The organism is Paraburkholderia sp. 2C (assembly GCF_054589215.1).
This window is the reverse complement of record NZ_BAAILL010000049.1, coordinates 183,121-201,339: the sequence shown is the minus strand read 5'-3', so window position 1 is coordinate 201,339 and position 18,219 is coordinate 183,121. Positions and strand designations below refer to the sequence as shown.

The window sequence follows — 18,219 nt, the reverse complement described above, 5'->3', positions numbered from 1 at the left end:
GGCGGCCAATGTGCCGACTTACACCTTGCAACACACTCACGCGACCCGCGGCGGGTCGGGGTTTCGCGCAGCGCGCGCGTCCGCGCGACGCGTGTCGTGGTCGCGCTGCGCATGTCGTGGGCATGAATTTCGCACCTCAGCGAACATTGCGACTGCCTGGTGGAGCGCGGCGTGCCCACGTGAGTGATCGACTCCGCGAATCGTGTGGCCTGTCATCAACGCTCTGCCGGAAGCTATGGACACGACTCGTATTCAAACCACGATTCACAGCGGTGCACACGAAATCTCGGACCACCGCGACGACATCTTCTTTGCCGCCGTGTCGACCACGCGCATGCCGATGGTCGTCACCGATCCGCATCGGACGGACAATCCGATCATCTTCGCGAACCGTGCGTTTCTGCGCATGACCGGCTACGAGCTCGAAGAAGTGCTCGGCCAGAACTGCCGTTTCCTGCAAGGCCCCGAGACCGATCGCGCGGCGCTCGACGAAGTGCGCCGCGCGGTAGCCGAGCGGCGCGAGCTCGCGGTCGAAGTCATGAATTACCGCAAGGACGGCACGACGTTCTGGAACGCGCTGTTTCTCTCGCCGGTGTTCGACGAGTCCGGCAAGCTCGTTTATTTCTTCGGCTCGCAGCTCGACGTGAGCCGCCGGCGCGATGCCGAGGATGCGCTGCATCAGGCGCAGAAAATGGAAGCGCTCGGTCAGTTGACGGGCGGCATCGCGCACGACTTCAACAACCTGCTGCAGGTGATGTCCGGTTACGTCGATATGCTGCAACTCGGCATCGAGCACGATATGGACGGCGAAGGCATGCTGCGCAGTCTCGACAAGATGCGCGGCGCGGTCGCGAAAGCGACGCGGCTGACGCAGCATCTGCTCGCCTTCGCGCGCAAGCAGAAGCTGGTCGGGCGCACGGTGAATCTGAACGCGCTCGCCGGCGGCATGATCGAGCTTGCACGGCGTACGCTCGGCGAGGAAATCTCGCTGGTCACCGAGTTCGAGGAAAACCTCGCGAATTGCCGTGTGGATTCGTCGCAACTCGAAGTCGCGCTGCTCAATGTGCTCATCAATGCGCGCGACGCATTGCATCTGCGCCGCAATGGCGTGGTGACCGTGCGCACCCAGAGCCTCGATCTCGAGCGGCCGCAATTGATCGGCTTCGCGGACTTGCGGCCGGGCAAGTACGTATCGATCTCGATCTCCGATAACGGCAGCGGCATTCCGCCTGAAATTGTCGATCGCGTGATGGATCCGTTCTTCACGACGAAGGAAGAAGGCAAGGGCACGGGGCTCGGGCTTTCGATGGTCTACGGTTTTGCCAAGCAGTCGGGCGGCGCGGTGAATCTGTATTCGGAGGTCGATGTCGGTACGACGCTACGGCTCTATTTCCCCGCCGCGCAGGATGCGAAGCTGGCACGGCCGGTGGCGCCGAAAGCAATCGAACAGGCCGGCGACGAGATGATCCTGATCGTCGACGATCGCGTCGAAGTGGCCGAGGTCGCGCAGGCGATGCTGCAGCAGATCGGCTACCGCACGCGCGTCGTGCTCGATGCGAAGGAAGCGCTTGTCGCGCTGCAGGACGGGGTGGAGGTCGACCTGCTGTTCACCGATCTGATCATGCCCGGCAATATGAACGGCGTGATGCTCGCGCGCGAGGCGCAGCGTTTGCGGCCGAACATCAAGGTGCTGCTGACGACCGGCTATGCGGATGCGTCGATCGAACGCAAGGATTCGGCGGGCTCCGAGTTCGCGATCATCCATAAACCGTATCAGCGCGCGGAGCTCGCGCGCAAGGTGCGCATCGTGCTGAACGGGCCGACCGGCGTATGACGCCGTGGCCGTTCAGGCTCAGCCGCGCCGCTGCTTTTTGTCCGCCTCGCGCGTGCCGCGCGGCGCGCATGTCGAACCACGCACGATCAGCCGCGGCTCCGATGTGACGCAGACACGCGGCGCTTCGCTCGCGCGCTTTCGTGCGCCGCTGCGCGCCTCGTTGCGCACCTCGTTGCGCACGTCACCGTGCCGCTCAACCCGCTCCCGCAGCAGCGATACCGCCAGTTCCGCGGCTTCGACGGTGGGCACCGCGACTGTCGTCAAAGGCGGCCGCGACTGCTGCGCGAGTTGAATATCGGTGATGCCGACCACCGACAAATCCGCCGGCACATCGCGCCCGAGATCGAATGCGGCATTGATCGAACCGAGCGCGGGCAGATCGTTGCTCGCGAAGAGCGCTGTGGCGTGCGGATGCGCCGCGAGCAGATCGCGCGCAGCCGCATAGCCGCCTTCGATCGTATCGGGCGCATGCCGCACGCACGTGCGCGGCAGCTTGACGCCCGCGGCGCGCAACGCATCGACGAAGCCTTCGTAACGCGCCGCATGAATGCCCGCGCGCTTGCTGCCGACAATCGCGACGATATGCCGATGGCCCAATGCGAGCAGATGCTGCGCGGCAAGCTCGCCCGCGCGCCGGAAATCGACGGCCACGCACGGCAGCCCCGGCGGATCGCGCGGCCGTTCCCACATGCACAGCACGACCGGCGTGCCGCGCGCCTCGGTCTTGTGCAGGTCCGCGAAGTCGAGATTCGCGTTCATCACGAGCACGCCTTCGGATAGTGTGCCGGCAATCTGCTCGAGATACTTGCGCCCGACGAGCGGATCCTGGTTCGTATTGCAGACGATCACGAAATGGCCGCTTGCGCGCGCCGCGCGCTCGACCGCGAGGGCGAATTCCGGATAGAACGGATTCGCGATGCTCGACACCATCAGCGCAATGGTCGGTGCGCGGCCTTCGGCGAGCGCGCGCGCGGCCAGATGCGGGCGATAGCCGAGCGTGGCGACCGCTTCGAGCACGCGCTGGCGGGTTGCTTCGCCGACGCGGCCGCGATTGCGCAGCACGTTCGATACGGTCGCCGATGTGACGCCGGCATGGGCCGCGACTTCGCTCAAAGTGGACATGAAGTGGACATGTAAGCTGTGCCGCCAGTATGTGGGATGTTTTCTCGGAATTTGCGTTGCGGCCCGGCGCGCGGCACCATTCCCGCACAAACAGAATGAGATCGGAGACGAAGCTTCACACGAACGGTCGCGCTTGCGATCGTTTTTTGAAGCCCCGCTGATTAAGCGCTTAATCTCCGGCTCCCGCTGATTTAAACATGGAGTGGAGACGAATGGCGAGCATTTCGTTACGCGGCGTACAGAAAGCGTACGGCGATAGCGCGCCGGTGATTCGCAACGTCGATCTGGAGATCGGCGAAAACGAGTTCTGCGTGTTTCTCGGCCCGTCCGGTTGCGGCAAGTCGACGCTGCTGCGCATGATCGCCGGCCTCGAAGACGTCACCGACGGCGACCTGTCGATCGGCGGGCGCGTGGTGAACGCTATTCCGGCGGCCGAGCGCGGCGTCGCGATGGTGTTCCAGAGCTACGCGCTGTTTCCGCATATGAGCGTCTACGAGAATATGGCGTTCGGGCTCAAGCTCGCGAAAGTGCCGAAGAGCGAGGTCGATCGCAAGGTGCGCGAAGCCGCACGCATTCTGCAACTCGAAGCCTTGCTCGAACGGCGGCCGCGCGCATTGTCCGGCGGCCAGCGGCAGCGTGTGGCGATCGGCCGCGCGATCGTGCGCGAGCCCGGCGTGTTTCTGTTCGACGAGCCGCTGTCGAATCTCGATGCGACCTTGCGCGGCCAGACGCGCATCGAAATCGCGAAGCTGCACCGGCAGTTCGCGAAAGCGAGCGTCGTCTACGTCACGCACGATCAGACCGAAGCGATGACGCTGGCCGATCGCATCGTCCTGCTGCATGCAGGCAAAGATACTGAACGCCACGGCAGCATTGCGCAGATCGGCGCGCCGCTCGCGCTCTATCACCGGCCGGCGAGCCGCTTCGTGGCCGGCTTTATCGGCTCGCCGCGCATGAACTTTCTGCCGGCGACGGTTGCCGCCGTCGATGCGCAAGGCGTGACCGTCACGCTCGCGCAGACGGGCGAGCGCATGCGCGTCGAAGCCGAGGGCAGCGGCTTGCAGAATGCGCAACCGGTCACGTTCGGCGTGCGCCCCGAGCATCTCGAACTGATCGCCGCGGGCGCCGATGGTGCGAGCGGCACGAGCGACGCCGACTCGACGCTCACACGCGGCGTCCAGCTGGTCGAGCATCTCGGCGAGCACAGCTATGTGCATCTCGATCAACCCGGCGGCGACACGCTGATCGCGAAAGTCCCGGGCGGCGTGCAGGTTTTGATCGGCGAGCGCGTGACGTTTCGCGCGAATCCGGCTGCCTGCCATCTGTTCACCGAAGACGGCTTTGCCGTGCCCGCACGCGGCGCCGCAGTTGCCCTCAACGCATAAGGAACGAAGCGATGCGCCTCGGAGTGTGCTACTACCCCGAACATTGGCCCGAGTCGATGTGGGAAGACGATGCCCGCCGGATGAAAGCGCTCGGCATCGAGCAGGTGCGGATCGCCGAGTTCGCGTGGAGCCGGATGGAACCGGCGCCCGGCGAATACGACTGGGCATGGCTCGACCGCGCGGTCGATGTGCTCGGCAACGCGGGCCTCAAGGTGGTGATGTGCACGCCGACCGCGACTCCGCCGAAGTGGCTGATCGACCGCCATCCGGATATCCTGCCGGTCGATGCCGACGGACGGCCGCGTGCATTCGGCTCGCGCCGTCACTACGATTTTTCGTCGCCGTCGTTTTTCGAAGCATCACGAACCATTTGCACCGCGGTCGCCGAGCGTTACGGCAAGCATCCGGCGGTCGCATACTGGCAGACCGACAACGAATACGGTTGCCACAATACGGTGGTCAGTTATTCGCCCGCGGCCGTGGCGCGTTTTCGCGAGTGGCTCAAGGCGCGCTACCAGACCGTCGACGCACTGAACCGCGCATGGGGCACGGTGTTCTGGAGCATGGAGTACCGCAGCTTCGACGAAATCGATGCGCCGGTCGGCACCGTCACCGAAGCGCATCCCTCGCATCGGCTCGACTACCGGCGTTTCGCCTCGGACGAAGTCGCGCGCTACAACCGCATGCAGGTCGATATCATCCGTGCGCATTCGCCGGGCCGGCCTGTCGCGCACAACTTCATGCAGCTCTTTACCGAGTTCGATCACTACAAGGTCGCGGCCGATCTCGATGTCGCGACGTGGGACAGCTATCCGCTCGGCGCGCTCGAACAGCAATGGTTCGCGCCGGAACTGAAGGCGAAATGGCTGCGCACGAGCCATCCGGATTTCGCGTCGTTCAATCACGACGTCTATCGCGGCATGTCGAAGCTGCCGTTCTGGGTGATGGAGCAGCAGCCGGGGCCGGTCAACTGGGCGCCGTGGAACCCGGCGCCGCTGCCGGGCATGGTGCGGCTGTGGAGCTGGGAAGCGTTCGCGCACGGCGCGGGCTGCGTGTCGTACTTCAGATGGCGGCAGGCGCCGTTTGCTCAGGAACAGATGCATGCGGGGCTCAACACGCCCGATAACCAGCTCGATATCGGCGGGCACGAAGCGGCACGCGTCGCGCAGGAGATTCGCGCCGTCGCGGCGGCGCATGCCGATGCCGACGCCGCGGTGCGCACGAAGGTCGCGCTCGTCTACGACTACGAAGCGAAGTGGCTGTTCGAGATTCATCCGCAGGGCGCCGACTTCAGCTATCCGCGCTTTGCGTTCGAGTATTACTCGGCGTTGCGCGCGCTCGGTTTCGACGTCGACGTGATTCCGGCGACCGCGCCGCTCGATGGCTATGCGCTGGTCGTGGTGCCGCCGCTGCCCATGGTGCCCGACGACTTCGCCGCGCGCGTCGAAGCGAGCGGCGCGCATGTCGTGTTCGGTCCGCGCAGCGGGTCGAAGACGCGCGACTTGCGGATTCCCGCGCACTTGCCGCCGGGGCCGCTTGCGTCGCTGCTGCCGATGCGCGTGTGGCGCGTCGAATCGTTGCGGCCGAATGCGGGCGAGCGCGTGAGCGTCGACGCGAAAACCGCGGGCGACGCACGCCATTGGCGCGATCTGATCGACACGGGCAACGACACGGCGCTCGAAATTTGCGCGCGCTTTACCGACGGGCATCCTGCTTACGTACGCCGTGGCGCCGCGCATTATTTCGCGAGTATTTTCGACGAGCGGCTCACGGAGCAGCTGTTCGCGCGCATTGCAGGCGAAGCGGGGCTCACGCCGCGTGCTCTCGGAGATAGCTTGCGCATCAGCCGCCGCGGCGCACTGACCTATGTGTTCAACTACGGCGAACGCGCGCACGAGATCGACGACATCGATGCCGCCGACTTCGTGATCGGCGCACGCGAAGTCGAACCGCAAGGCGTGGCGGCATACCGGACACGTTAAAGCGCACTCATCGCGCAGTGGTCACGCGGTAAACGATCAAACAGCAGTGCCACAGAAAGTAAAACCAAGGAGACAGGAATGACCGTAACAGCACTGAAGGCTCGCGGCACGCGCATTGCCGTTGCGCTTGCGCTCGCTGCCGCGGCGACGTCGGGCGTGTTGTCTTTCCCGGCTGCCGCGAATGCCGACACGATGACAATCAATATCGCGTTCAAGGGTGCGAGCCAGCGAGCCGTCTGGCAGCAGATTCTCGACGAGTTCAGGAAGGCGCATCCGAACGTCGACGTGAAGGCGTCGTTTATCGATGAGGAAGCCTACAAGGTGCAACTGCCGGGCTGGCTGACGACGGTCGCACCGGACGTCGTGAACTGGCACAACGGCGAGCGCATGGCGTACTACGCGCGGCGCGGCCTGCTTGAAGACCTGAGCGGCGACTGGAAGAAGAACGGCTGGGACGGCATGTACGCGTCGACGAAGGAAGCGTCGACCGTCGAAGGCAAGCAGTATGCCGCGCCCACCGTCTATTACTCGTGGGGGATGTTCTATCGCAAGGACCTGTTCCAGAAGGCGGGCATTGCGAGCGAGCCGAAAACCTGGGACCAGCTGCTCGATGCGTGCCGCAAGCTGAAGGCGGCGGGCATCACGCCGTTCGCAGTGGGCGGCCGCGATGCATGGACGCTTGCCGGCTGGTTCGATTACCTCGATCTGCGTATCAACGGCAATGCGTTCCATCAGAAGCTGATGGCCGGCGACGTACCGTACACGGACCCGCGCGTGAAGAAGGTCTACACGACGTGGAAGCAACTGCTCGACGACCACGACTTTATCGATAACTCGCTCTCGTACGATCTCGACGCCGCGCAGCCGTTCCTGTTCCAGGGCAAGGCCGCGATGATGCTGATGGGCACGTTTATCACCGGCGGCTTCCCGGCGAACGTGAAGCCGCAGATGGGCTACTTCCAGTTCCCGATTATCGATGCGAATGTGCCGACCGCCGAAGACGGTCCGGTCGAGTCGCTGCATATTCCGTCGCGCGCGAAGAACAAGGCCGATGCGCATACGTTCCTCGCTTTCGTCGAGACGCCGGAGATCGGCGCGCAGCTCGCGCAGGGGCTCGGGTCGCTGTCGGCGAACAGCAAGTCGCCGGAGCCCGAGGATCCGATCTCGAAGATCGGCTTCCAGATTCTCGCGAACACGAAGGGCGGTATCGCGCAGTTCTACGATCGCGATATGACGAAGGAAATGGCCGACGAAGGGATGAAGGGCATGCAGCAGTTCGTTTCCGATCCGACCAGGCTCGACGCGATACTTGCCCAGCTCGAGCAGGCGCGTAAGCGGATCTACAGGAAATGACGCGGTTTTATCGTCGATAGGCTCGCCTCGCGAGCCGTTTTACCGGTTTCTCCACCGCGAAGGTTGCCCGCGCAAGCGGGCTTTTTTTCGCCCGCTTATTGCACCCTTATTCCATCTTTTGCCCGGCAGGCGGCGGCGTCACGTTGTTGTGCCAACCCGCGAGCGGTGCGCCATAGCCGCCCGCTTCCGCGTTGTTCGGCAAGCCGTTGACGAGCTGCGCGCGCGGGTCGGTAGGGTTCAGATCGAGCTCACCGGCCTGGCGGTTGCCGTGCGTCGGATACTCGCTGCCAAGCGGTGCGTTCGGCATCAGCTTCGTGCTGTTTTGCGGCGCATGGACATCGTCGTAGACAGACAAACCTTGCGCGTTCGCGAAGCCGGCAGCGCTGGCGAAAGCAAGCGCGGCGGCAAGATGCAGCGTAGCAGTGAACTTGTGCACGATCAGCTCCTCATCAGATGAAAACCGGTGCGCACGACATCGAATACACGGCGCGCACGTCGTTCTACTATTGGCTATCGCGACAAGGAGTGCAATGCGCGCAACGTAGTTTTGAACTTTGTCGGGCGTTTGCAGGGGCTTTCGCGTTCTGTGGCGCCGCGTTGCCGTGTGTCTTGCCGCGAGCCTTGCCGTGTATTACCGCGCTTCGCCGCTTTTTATTGCAACAGCGGACTTTTTTACCGTGCCTTGCTCGCGGCCGCGATGCCGGTATAGTGCGCAACATCGTCAACCGACCTCTATTTCCATTCGACGGCCGATTCATGAACGCATCGTCAACGACGCCGGACCCGGGCGCCACGCTGCGCGTCTTCGACGCGGTCAAGGCGCTCGCTTTTATCGGTGACCTCAGCATGGGCCAGCCCACCGATCACTCGCTGCGTACCGCGTGGCTCGCCGCGCAATTCGCGCGCGCGGCCGGCGCCGGCGACGCCACGTGCTGCGCGGTCATCGAAGCGTCGCTATTGCGCTGGTCCGGCTGTACCGCGAACGCATCGGGTTTTGCCGACGTGCTCGGCGATGACGTCGGCGGCCGCGTCGCGATGCTCGAAAACCGGCCTGACTGGGCGCAACCGTTTGCCGCACAAGGCGGCGTGAGCGCCGCGCTGACGCCGCTCGCGCAGATTCATTGCGAAGTGTCCGGCGAAGTCGCGCGCATGCTCGGCCTCGCGGACAGCACGCAAGCGGCGTTGCGGCATATCTTCGAAGCGTGGGATGGCGGCGGCCTGCCCGACAAGCTCGCGGGCGACGCGGTGCCGGTTGCCGTGTACCTCATCGCACTGGCCGGCGACCTCGAGGTTTTCGCGCGCGTCTATGGCGTCGAACAGGCGCTGCAACTGATCGCGCAGCGCGCGGACGTACGCTATCCGGCCGCGTTGGCGGCACTGGGCGATGCGCATGGCGCGCAATGGCTCGCCACGCTCGATGCGCTCGCGCCCGCGCAAGTCGACGAGGCGCTCGCGACGCCGCCCATGTCCGGTGCGACGCCCGCCGAGCTGATCGCCGACGTCATCGATCTGAAGCTGCCATGGATGACCGGCTACTCGCGCGCAGTCGCGCAGACGGCGGCGCAATGCTGCGCGCAACTGAGCGCGGATCCGCTGGTTCGGCAGCGCGTCTATCGCGCGGGCCTGTTGCATGGCATCGGCCGCGCGGCGGTGCCGAATGCGCTGTGGGATACGCCGGGGCGGCTGCCGGCGTCCGCGTGGGAGCGCGTGCGTCTCGTGCCGTACTGGACCGCGCGCGCGGGACGGCAGACCGGGACGCTCGCCGACGCGGCCGAGCTCGCGTCATATGCGTACGAGCGCGACGACGGCACCGGTTACTTTCGCGGCGTCGCGCGCGAGGCGCTGCCGCTCGAAGCGCGGGTGCTCGCGGCGTCGGTGGCATGGGTGGCGCTGCGCGCGGCGCGGCCGTGGCGCGCCGCGTTCGGTATCGACGAAGCGGCGACGCTGCTGCGCGAGGACGCGGCGCGCGGGCGCTTCGATCCCGAGGTGGTCGAAACGCTGCTTGCCTGTGTGTGCGGACCGGACGCGCCGCGCGCCGCGGCGGCAAGCGCGGGGCAGCGCCGGCCGGCCTCTTCAGCGGCGCGCCTGTCCGCGCGCGAGACCGATGTGCTGCGTTCGATCAGCCGCGGTGCGAGTAACAAGGAAGTGGCGCGCGAACTCGATCTGAGCCCGAGCACCGTGCGCACGCACGTCGAAAGCGTGTTTCGCAAGCTCGAGTGTTCGACGCGGGCGGCCGCTACGCTGAAGGCGTCGGCGCTGGGGCTGTTGTAGGCTCGTTTGCGGCCGGCTGCGTCCCGCGCGGCTGCGCCGCGATCGTGTCGATCGAATGCCGGACCGCATGAAGAATTTCGTCGGCGAGTTCCGGCCGCGCCTTGATCACCGCGCGCGAAGCGGAAATCGCGCCGATCATGGCGACGGCCATCGTCAGCGCGCGCTCACGCCGTCTCGCGTCGGCGTGCCCTGCGCCGAGCTTGGACGCGAACACGCTGACCATCTGTTCGAAGCCTTCCGCAAAGCGGTCGCTGACCGACGCGTCCTGCCGCCCGATCTCGCTCACCGAGGCGGCCATCGCGCAGCCTTCCGCGACGTCGTCGCGCTTTTCCTCCGACAGATAACCGTCGAGCAGTTCGCCGAGTTCAGGCAGGCGCCCGTCGCGCGGCGCGGTCAGGCGCCGGTGCCCGAGTTCGAGGCTGAAGGCGAGCGCCTCGGCGGCAAGCGCGTCCTTCGACGGGAAATGCGCGTAGAGCGCCCCGTGCGTGAGGCCGGCGGCCTTGCCGATTTCGGCGACGCCGACGCCGTCGATGCCGCGCTCGCGCATCAGACGCGCGGCGGTCTCGATGAGCTTGGCGCGGTTCTGCGCCGCCTGCTCCTTGCTGACTTTCATGGCGAACTCCCAACCTGCCTTGATCCGGCGGCCGCGTTGGCCAGCCCGGTCTCGTGACGACATGCGAATTTATAATTGCATATGCAATTATAAAGCTTATGTTCCCCCACGAAACTCAACAATTCCTTGCTCCGGCGTGGGGTAGCGCAGCGAGGTGATCGTCAATTTACTGTCGATTCTTTCGTCCGGAACGACACCGATGGCGGCCACGTATAACCCGGCGAAGGTAGCCGCATCGTGACCGGTGCTATCGATCCTCGCAGGCGGATCCCGCGCCGCAGCCGTCAGATGTCGCATCCCTTTCACTGACCTTTTGTCTTCGCCAGACGAACACAGTGTTCTGCCCAGGTCGTTTGATCTTAATCATTGCGATCAGTATCATTAATTTATGGTTGCAGTTGCAATGAATAGTTGCCAGGTCAACCGGTTTGGTACAGATAAACGGTTCCCAAGGAGAACATCATGCGTTTCCAGAACAAGACGGCGCTCGTGACGGGCGGCAATAGCGGCATCGGTTTTGCCACGGCGAAGATGCTGGTCGAGCAGGGCGCGCGCGTCGCGATCACCGGCCGCGACCCGAAGAAGCTCGATCAGGCGCTGACCGAACTCGGCCCGAACGCGATCGGCATCGATGCCGACCTGAACGACGCGGACGCGCTCGAGCGTGTCGTCAAGAAGGTGAAGGACGAATTCGGTTCGCTCGATGTGGTGTTCGCGAATGCGGGCGTGGGCGGTGCGACGCCGCTCGGCGCCACGACCGCCGCGGCTTTCGAGGCGATCACGCGCACCAATCTGACCTCGGTGTTTCTGACCGTGCAGGCCGCACTGCCGCTGATGCACGAAGGCGGCGCGATCGTGCTCAACGGCTCGGTGATGCGCAGCGAAGGCATCGCGGGCTCGGCTGCCTACTCGGCGTCGAAGGCGGGTGTGACAGGGATGGCGAAGGTCTTTGCGTCGGAGCTGGCGCCGCGCGGGATTCGCGTGAATACGGTGATTCCGGGGGCGACGCGCACGCCGATCTGGACGCGCGACGCGAATAGCGGCCGGACGCTCGACGATACGGAAAAAGCGATCGCGCCGCGTATTCCGATCGGGCGTCTGGCCGACCCTGAAGAAACGGCGCGCGCGGTGTTGTTTCTCGCGTCCGACGATGCGGTGGGCATTACGGCGACGGAAATCGTCGTCGATGGCGGGCTGACGGGGGCGCCGAGCGGCGCGCCGGCTTTCCGCGCGCCGCACTGAACCGCGCTGGATGGCAATGAGGGCGCTGAGCGGCGCTAAGGCGCGAGCTACGCCAGCCCCACACAGACCGCGGCCACGATCGACCCGATCACCAGCACCGCGCCGACCGTGCGCCGCGTATTCAACTGGGTCCACAGCAGCACGCCCGTCAGCGAAAGCAGGATGATGCTGCCCGCGAGCGTATCGATCAGCAGCACCCAGCCCACGCTCAAACCGACGCCCTTATGCAGGTTCGTCAGCGTCGCGAGGAATGTGTTGTCCGTGCGTTTCACAGTGACGTAGCCGCTGCCGACCCAGTAGTCGGCGGACGTCATCTGCTGCGGCGAGGCGAACGTCAGTTGCCAGTGCTCGGGCTGGATCGCGCTGCGCTCGCCCCACGCGACCGCATGCGCCGGTTCCTTCTGCACGCGGCCGGGCTTGCCGGCGAGCTTCAGTTCGCTTTTGAGCCAGCCGGCCAGTTCACGCGGCGACCCGGGCGCCGGCTGCGGCAGCGGCACTTGCAGTTCGGAGACCTGCGGCGCGCCTGTCGAAATGCGCAGCGGACCCGCACGGTGGTTCAGAAAGAAGCCGGTGGTGCCGAACAGCAGCCCAAGCGCGGCGCCCCACAGGCCGATCCAGCCGTGGATCTTGCGCAGCCAGCGGATGAAGGTGATGCGTCGCGGACGCTTTTGCTGGGCGTAAGCACCCGAAGCGCCGGACGCCGCGGCATCGGCCGCCGAGGCATGCGGTGCGAGCGGCGTGAAATCGGCGGCGCCCGAATCGAGGGTGTCGGTGGTGTTCAAGATGGCTCCGCAAATCGAATGGTGTTTCGTCGTGACGGGTCGTGATGCGCAAGGGCGCGCCGCGGCGGCCGCGGGCGTTTGCCGTCGGCGGGCACGCTCGCTCGCTTGCTGTACGACCTGCAAATGGGTGGGGACGCCGTCGGTACGATGCACGAATCGACGCACAGAGCAACGCACCAAAGCGGTGCGCCGAAGTCGTGGCCGGCAGTCCGGGCTGGCTGGCCGTCTGGCCTACGCGGGCGTACATCGTACGAAAATGGCCGCGAAGCAGGGGGCTGGCTGGCGTTCAAATGAGAACCGCTATCATTTCACGCCAACGGGAATGTCGCAATAATCGCAAGCTAACCGAACCGTTCCGAAATGTTTCTGACGGTTACGGCTGAATGTGGCTATTCGATCTCGTCTATCGAACACCGAGCCGGTAGATGGCGGTGTGCCGATACCGTTCACCAGGCCGCAATACGGTTTGCGCAGCGCAATCGTCCATGTTGATCTGATTCGGATAGCCGCCGGTTTCGAGGCACAGCGCCGCGTGCTTGCGCAGCGCCTCGCCGCCGCGTCCGACGACACCGTCCAGATAATTGCCCGAATAGAACTGCAAGCCGTTCGCGTCGGTTTCGACGGTCAGTTCGTGGCCGCTGGCCGGGTCGTATAGCACCGCCACGCGGCGCACCGCGCCGGGCGCGTTGGACCCATCCGGGGAACCCGGCGTGCCGCGCAGCAGATAGCAATGGTCGAAGCCCCTGCCGCGCACGAGTTGCGCATGCGGCCAGTCGAGGCGCGCCCCGATCGGCGCGCTGGTGCGAAAGTCGAAGGCGTTGCCGGTCACGCTGGCACGCGCAATCGGAATCAGCGTGTCGTCGACTTCCCAGAATTCGTCCGCGTCGATTTCGATCATATGGCCGCGAATATCGGCCGATCCGCCCGACAGATTGAAATACGCGTGATTCGTCAGGTTGACCGGCGTCGGTGCGTCGGTGACGGCGTCGTAGTCGATTGTCAGCGCGCCGCTGTCGTCGAGCGCGTAGCGCACGGTGGCTTCGAGCGTGCCCGGAAAGCCCGCATCGCCCTCCGGCGATTCGTGCGTGAAAACCAGCGTGCCGTCCGCTTCACGCGCATTCCACACCGCGCGATGAAAACCGGTCGCGCCGCCGTGCAGCAGGTTGTCGCCCTGATTGCGATCGAGCTGATATGTGACGCCATCGAGCGCGAAGCGCGCGTGCGCGATGCGGTTCGCCCAACGGCCGATCGTGCCGCCGAAGTACGACGTGCTTGCGAGATATTCGGCCGGCGTATCGTGCCCGAGCACGACATCGGCGATGCGGCCCGCGCGGTCGGCCGCGTGCCACGACACGAGCGTCGCGCCAAGGTCGCTGATCACCACGCGCATGCCATGCGCGTTGCGCAGCGTGAAGAGACGGACCGCATCGCCGCCGGGCAGCGCGCCCCAGCGTTCGACGGTCACGTGCGTGTGAGGAGCGCGATCGGCGCTGCGCGAGTCTGCAAGGTTCATGGATAAAAAAATCGAAGTCCTGAGGTCGGCTGAATGCTCAGCCGGGTTGCGATGCCTGCGTGGACTGCAGACGCTCATGGTACTCGCGCGGGGTACAGCCCAGCTCGCGGCGAAACACGGCGTACATGTACTGCAACGACGTGAAGCCGCAGCGAATCGCGACTTCGGTGCTCGAAATATCCGGTTGCGCGAGCAACCGTTTCGCGACCTCGAGCTTGTGGTTGAGAATTTCCTGATGCACGGTGCAGCCGAGTTCGCGGCGGAAGTGTTCTTCGAGCGACGAACGCGAAACGCCGACATAGTCGGCGACCTGCTCGGTCTTGATGCCCTGGCAGCCGTACTGCCGGATGTAATGGCGTGCGCGCATCACATACGGGCTCGACACCGGTTGATGCCGGGTCGATTCGAGCACGTTGATGCCGACCGGCGGCACGAGAATGCGCCGCCCGGCAAACCGCGCGCCGCCCAGCATCTGATGCAGCAGGTGCGCGGCCGTGCGGCCCATTTCCTCGGTCCCCTGAATGACCGACGACAACGGAATGCGCGTGAGCGAGCGCGTCAAAGGGTCGTTGTCGATACCGATGATCGCGACTTCCTCGGGCACCGCAATGCCGGAGATCAGGCACACCTGCAACAGCTGACGCGCGCGCGCATCGGTCACCGCGATAATGCCGACGGGCTTCGGCAGGCCTTGCAGCCACGCGGCCAGTTGTTCGCTGGCCTGGTTCCATACGGGCGCGCTGGTCGGCAGCCCGCGATGCACGTCGCCGGTGAGGCCGTCGGCCTCGAGCAGCGTATTGAACGCGAGTTCGCGTTCCTGCGCCCAGCGGTTGGTCGGCGCTTCGGGCAGGCTGTATAGCGCGAAGCGCTGCAATCCCGCGCCGATCAGATGCGTGTACGCCAGCGAGACGAGCTTGCGATTGTCGGTGGCGATATACGGCAGATTCTCCGGATACCGCGATGCCTCTTCGTACGATGATCCGACCGCGACCACGGGCAGCGGACAATCGGAAAGCGCTTCGCAAACGGCGGGATCGTCGAAGTCGGCAATGATGCCGTCGCCCTCGAAGTGCTCGATGCCATTCAATCGCGCGCGAAAGTCTTCTTCGAGAAACAGGTCCCATGCGACGCGCGTCGACAGCAGATACTTGCCGATGCCGGTGATGATTTCGCGGTCGTAGACCTTGTTCGCGTTGAAGAGCAACGCGATTCGATGCGTACGTTGAGCGGATTGCTGGCGTGTCATCGTTTCAGTTGAACGGCGCGCGTGCGCGGCCATCGTCTCCGTATGCGGCGAAACCCTGATCGGCAAAACCCTTAAGGGCAAACGTGATTCACCATGTGGGCAAGCGGCTTCGCACGCTGTTGGTATTAAGCATTCTGCTTATTCTAGGCGGTGCGAGTTCGCTGCCGCCATACGATTTTAACGGGCGGCAAGAATCGCTAGTCGCGCTGGCGGATTTCGCAATTGCCGGTTCGAAGCGCAAGCTGGCAGCATGGCGTCACTCATGCAAACGTGCGGTGCGTGTCATGCGCCCTGGTTGCGCAACGCGCACGCACGATATCAATCAAGGAGACGCGCATGTCCTATTTCGAACACCTGCCGGCCGTGCGCTATGAAGGCCCGCAGGCGACCAGTCCGTTTGCGTATCGCTACTACGACCGCGACAAGCTCGTGCTCGGCAAGCGCATGGAAGATCATTTGCGCCTCGCTGTCTGCTACTGGCATACGTTCGGCTGGGCGGGCACCGACATGTTCGGGCCGGGCACCTTCGAGCGTCCGTGGCACGGCGCGGGCGAGCCGATGGAGCGCGCGCGTCTGAAGGCCGATTCCGCATTCGAGCTGTTCTCGAAGCTCAACGCGCCGTTCTACACGTTCCACGATAACGACGTCGCGCCCGAAGGCGACAGCATCCAGCAGTACGTGAGCAACTTCAGGTCGATTGCGGACTACCTTGCGCGCAAGCAGGAAGAAACCGGCGTGAAGCTGCTGTGGGGCACGGCGAACCTGTTCTCGCATCCGCGCTATGCAGCCGGCGCGGCGACCAATCCGAACCCGGACGTGTTCGCCTTTGCCGCGACGCAGGTGTTCGAGGCGCTCGAAGCAACGCAGCGCCTCGGCGGCTCGAACTACGTGCTGTGGGGCGGCCGCGAAGGCTATGAAACGCTGCTCAACACCGACCTCAAGCGCGAGCGCGAGCAGCTTGGCCGCTTTATGAGCATGGTGGTCGAGCACAAGCACAAGAAGGGCTTCAAAGGCACGCTGCTGATCGAACCGAAGCCGCAGGAACCGACCAAGCATCAATACGACTACGACGTCGCGACCGTGCATGGCTTCCTCACGCAATTCGGCTTGCAGGACGAAATTCGCGTGAATATCGAAGCGAACCACGCGACGCTCGCGGGCCATTCGTTCCATCACGAGATTGCCAATGCGTTTGCGCTCGGCGTGTTCGGCAGCATCGATGCGAATCGCGGCGACCCGCAGAACGGCTGGGATACCGACCAGTTCCCGAACAGCGTCGAAGAACTGACGCTCGCGTTGTACGAGATTCTGCGCAACGGCGGCTTCACGACGGGCGGCATGAACTTCGACGCGAAGGTGCGCCGTCAGAGCATCGATCCCGACGATCTGTTTTACGGCCATATCGGCGCGATCGACGCACTCGCGATTGCGCTCGAACGCGCGGCGCGCCTCGTCGAGAACGACCAGCTCGCTGCGTTCAAGGAACAGCGCTACGCGGCCTGGGACAGCGAATTCGGCCGCAAGATCCTGTCGGGCGATTTCACGCTCGAAGCGCTGGCGAAAGACGCGATCGCACGCGGCCTCGCGCCGCGGCATGTGAGCGGCCGCCAGGAGCACCTCGAGAACATCGTGACGCAAGCGCTTTACAGCCCCGCGAAGTAGCACGAGGTGAGCGCCGGGCATCGGTAAAAAACGTCGAGCCGGCCGGGCAATTTCGTCATTGCCCGGCGAGCCCGCACAGCCCACGCTGTCGGGCGGACAAACCCAGTATCAACACAATCGACGACCGCGAACACGAATTCGCGGCGCATCCGTACGATTTCGCCGGCCTCTTCACCTCTCTCGCACGTTCGAAAGCGCCGGTAGCCAACCAGAAAAAAGGAGTGAGACATGAAATCTGCCGTGCGTCGTACCGTCCTGAATGCGCTCGTCTGCGCCGCGATGTTTGCCGGCCTGACATCGATTGCCCCGCTTGCGCATGCAAGCAAGGACAAACCCGAAATCGGCTTCTGTATCGACGATCTGCGCGTCGAGCGCTGGTCGCGCGATCGCGATTATTTCGTTGAGGCCGCAACGAAACTTGGCGCGAAGGTGTCGGTGCAATCGGCCGACGCCAGCGAATCGCGCCAGATTTCGCAGATCGAAAATCTGATCTCGCGCGGCGTCGACGTGATCGTGATCGTACCGTTCAACTCGAAGACGCTCGGCAATGTGATCGCCGAAGCGCACAAGGCCGGCATCAAGGTCGTGTCCTACGACCGCCTGATTCTCGATGCCGACGTCGACGGCTATATCTCGTTCGACAACGAGAAGGTCGGCGAACTGCAGGCGCAAGGCGTGTTCAACGCGCAGCCGAAGGGCAACTACTTCCTGCTCGGCGGCGCGCCGACCGACAACAACGCGAAGATGCTGCGCGAAGGGCAGTTGAAGGTGCTGAAGCCCGCCATCGACCGCGGCGACATCAAGGTGGTCGGCCAGCAGTGGGTGCCCGAATGGAGCGCTGCAACGGCGCTGCGCATCACCGAAGACGCGCTGACCGCGAACAACAACAAGATCGACGCGATCGTCGCCTCGAACGACGGCACCGCGGGCGGCGCGATCCAGGCGCTGGCCGCGCAACATCTCGCGGGCAAGGTGCCAGTGTCGGGCCAGGACGCGGACCTCGCGGCCGTGAAGCGGGTGATTGCCGGCACGCAGACGATGACCGTCTACAAGCCGCTCAAGCTGATCGCAAGCCAGGCGGCGCAGTTGTCGGTCGATCTCGCGAAGGGCAACAAGCCGGCGTTCAATGCGAAGTACGACAACGGCAAGAAGCAGGTCGACACGGTGCTGCTGCAGCCGACGCTGCTCACGAAGAGCAATGCCGACGTCGTGAT

Annotated in this window: 14 protein-coding genes; 8 read left to right on the top strand and 6 right to left on the bottom strand. The window is 64.6% G+C overall.

The window, feature by feature from the left end; translation table 11 throughout:
• The first annotated feature begins 235 nt into the window (after positions 1 to 235).
• Complete coding sequence (locus ACYPXD_RS25190; RefSeq protein WP_459717461.1) at positions 236 to 1,834, top strand: histidine kinase famiy protein; 1,599 nt, start codon at positions 236 to 238, stop codon at positions 1,832 to 1,834.
• Between the two features lie 18 nt (positions 1,835 to 1,852).
• On the opposite strand, the gene ACYPXD_RS25185 is transcribed toward ACYPXD_RS25190, so the two are convergent.
• On the bottom strand, positions 1,853 to 2,956 hold the full coding sequence (locus ACYPXD_RS25185) for a LacI family DNA-binding transcriptional regulator (RefSeq protein ID WP_459717458.1): 1,104 nt from the start codon (positions 2,954 to 2,956) through the stop codon (positions 1,853 to 1,855).
• A gap of 212 nt (positions 2,957 to 3,168) precedes the next feature.
• Between ACYPXD_RS25185 and ACYPXD_RS25180 the strand changes: the two genes are divergently transcribed.
• The 3 genes from ACYPXD_RS25180 (at position 3,169) to ACYPXD_RS25170 (ending at position 7,676) form a co-directional block, all read left to right on the top strand.
• Positions 3,169 to 4,341 (top strand): ABC transporter ATP-binding protein, encoded by a 1,173-nt coding sequence (locus tag ACYPXD_RS25180; protein WP_459717455.1) that lies wholly within the window; start codon positions 3,169 to 3,171, stop codon positions 4,339 to 4,341.
• Between the two features lie 11 nt (positions 4,342 to 4,352).
• Positions 4,353 to 6,323 (top strand): beta-galactosidase, encoded by a 1,971-nt coding sequence (locus ACYPXD_RS25175; protein WP_459717452.1) that lies wholly within the window; start codon positions 4,353 to 4,355, stop codon positions 6,321 to 6,323.
• Between the two features lie 78 nt (positions 6,324 to 6,401).
• On the top strand, positions 6,402 to 7,676 hold the full coding sequence (locus ACYPXD_RS25170) for an ABC transporter substrate-binding protein (RefSeq protein ID WP_459717450.1): 1,275 nt from the start codon (positions 6,402 to 6,404) through the stop codon (positions 7,674 to 7,676).
• A gap of 106 nt (positions 7,677 to 7,782) precedes the next feature.
• On the opposite strand, the gene ACYPXD_RS25165 is transcribed toward ACYPXD_RS25170, so the two are convergent.
• On the bottom strand, positions 7,783 to 8,112 hold the full coding sequence (locus ACYPXD_RS25165) for a hypothetical protein (RefSeq protein WP_459717447.1): 330 nt from the start codon (positions 8,110 to 8,112) through the stop codon (positions 7,783 to 7,785).
• A gap of 320 nt (positions 8,113 to 8,432) precedes the next feature.
• Here ACYPXD_RS25165 and ACYPXD_RS25160 point away from each other — a divergent pair, with 320 nt between their 5' ends.
• Complete coding sequence (locus ACYPXD_RS25160; protein WP_459717444.1) at positions 8,433 to 9,947, top strand: HD domain-containing phosphohydrolase; 1,515 nt, start codon at positions 8,433 to 8,435, stop codon at positions 9,945 to 9,947.
• Here ACYPXD_RS25160 and ACYPXD_RS25155 read toward each other — a convergent pair.
• Positions 9,913 to 10,560: a TetR/AcrR family transcriptional regulator gene (locus tag ACYPXD_RS25155; RefSeq protein ID WP_459717441.1), complete on the bottom strand. Its 648-nt coding sequence runs from the start codon at positions 10,558 to 10,560 to the stop codon at positions 9,913 to 9,915. The genes ACYPXD_RS25160 and ACYPXD_RS25155 overlap by 35 nt on opposite strands.
• Positions 10,561 to 11,022: 462 nt before the next feature.
• On the opposite strand from ACYPXD_RS25155, the gene ACYPXD_RS25150 reads away from it, so the two are divergent.
• Positions 11,023 to 11,802 (top strand): SDR family NAD(P)-dependent oxidoreductase, encoded by a 780-nt coding sequence (locus ACYPXD_RS25150; RefSeq protein ID WP_459717439.1) that lies wholly within the window; start codon positions 11,023 to 11,025, stop codon positions 11,800 to 11,802.
• Positions 11,803 to 11,849: 47 nt separating this feature from the next.
• Here the strand turns inward: ACYPXD_RS25150 and ACYPXD_RS25145 are convergent, their stop codons facing one another.
• The 3 genes from ACYPXD_RS25145 to ACYPXD_RS25135 form a co-directional block, all read right to left on the bottom strand.
• Positions 11,850 to 12,584 (bottom strand): PepSY-associated TM helix domain-containing protein, encoded by a 735-nt coding sequence (locus tag ACYPXD_RS25145; RefSeq protein WP_459717436.1) that lies wholly within the window; start codon positions 12,582 to 12,584, stop codon positions 11,850 to 11,852.
• A 403-nt stretch (positions 12,585 to 12,987) separates the two neighbouring features.
• Complete coding sequence (locus tag ACYPXD_RS25140) at positions 12,988 to 14,097, bottom strand: aldose epimerase family protein (protein ID WP_459717433.1); 1,110 nt, start codon at positions 14,095 to 14,097, stop codon at positions 12,988 to 12,990.
• A 37-nt stretch (positions 14,098 to 14,134) separates the two neighbouring features.
• Entirely contained in the window at positions 14,135 to 15,343 is a 1,209-nt protein-coding gene (locus tag ACYPXD_RS25135) for a XylR family transcriptional regulator (protein WP_459717430.1), read from the bottom strand.
• A gap of 336 nt (positions 15,344 to 15,679) precedes the next feature.
• On the opposite strand from ACYPXD_RS25135, the gene xylA reads away from it, so the two are divergent.
• On the top strand, positions 15,680 to 17,005 hold the full coding sequence (xylA, locus tag ACYPXD_RS25130; protein ID WP_459717428.1) for a xylose isomerase: 1,326 nt from the start codon (positions 15,680 to 15,682) through the stop codon (positions 17,003 to 17,005).
• A gap of 228 nt (positions 17,006 to 17,233) precedes the next feature.
• The coding region (gene xylF, locus ACYPXD_RS25125) for a D-xylose ABC transporter substrate-binding protein (protein ID WP_459717425.1) at positions 17,234 to 18,219 on the top strand (986 nt) is incomplete at its 3' end.

Coding starts and splice junctions, on each gene's coding strand:
- ACYPXD_RS25190 (WP_459717461.1), top strand. CDS start 236: ATGGACACGACTCGTATTCAAACCACGATTCACAGCGGTGCACACGAA.
- ACYPXD_RS25185 (WP_459717458.1), bottom strand. CDS start 2,956: ATGTCCACTTTGAGCGAAGTCGCGGCCCATGCCGGCGTCACATCGGCG.
- ACYPXD_RS25180 (WP_459717455.1), top strand. CDS start 3,169: ATGGCGAGCATTTCGTTACGCGGCGTACAGAAAGCGTACGGCGATAGC.
- ACYPXD_RS25175 (WP_459717452.1), top strand. CDS start 4,353: ATGCGCCTCGGAGTGTGCTACTACCCCGAACATTGGCCCGAGTCGATG.
- ACYPXD_RS25170 (WP_459717450.1), top strand. CDS start 6,402: ATGACCGTAACAGCACTGAAGGCTCGCGGCACGCGCATTGCCGTTGCG.
- ACYPXD_RS25160 (WP_459717444.1), top strand. CDS start 8,433: ATGAACGCATCGTCAACGACGCCGGACCCGGGCGCCACGCTGCGCGTC.
- ACYPXD_RS25155 (WP_459717441.1), bottom strand. CDS start 10,560: ATGAAAGTCAGCAAGGAGCAGGCGGCGCAGAACCGCGCCAAGCTCATC.
- ACYPXD_RS25150 (WP_459717439.1), top strand. CDS start 11,023: ATGCGTTTCCAGAACAAGACGGCGCTCGTGACGGGCGGCAATAGCGGC.
- ACYPXD_RS25140 (WP_459717433.1), bottom strand. CDS start 14,097: ATGAACCTTGCAGACTCGCGCAGCGCCGATCGCGCTCCTCACACGCAC.
- ACYPXD_RS25135 (WP_459717430.1), bottom strand. CDS start 15,343: ATGACACGCCAGCAATCCGCTCAACGTACGCATCGAATCGCGTTGCTC.
- xylA (WP_459717428.1), top strand. CDS start 15,680: ATGTCCTATTTCGAACACCTGCCGGCCGTGCGCTATGAAGGCCCGCAG.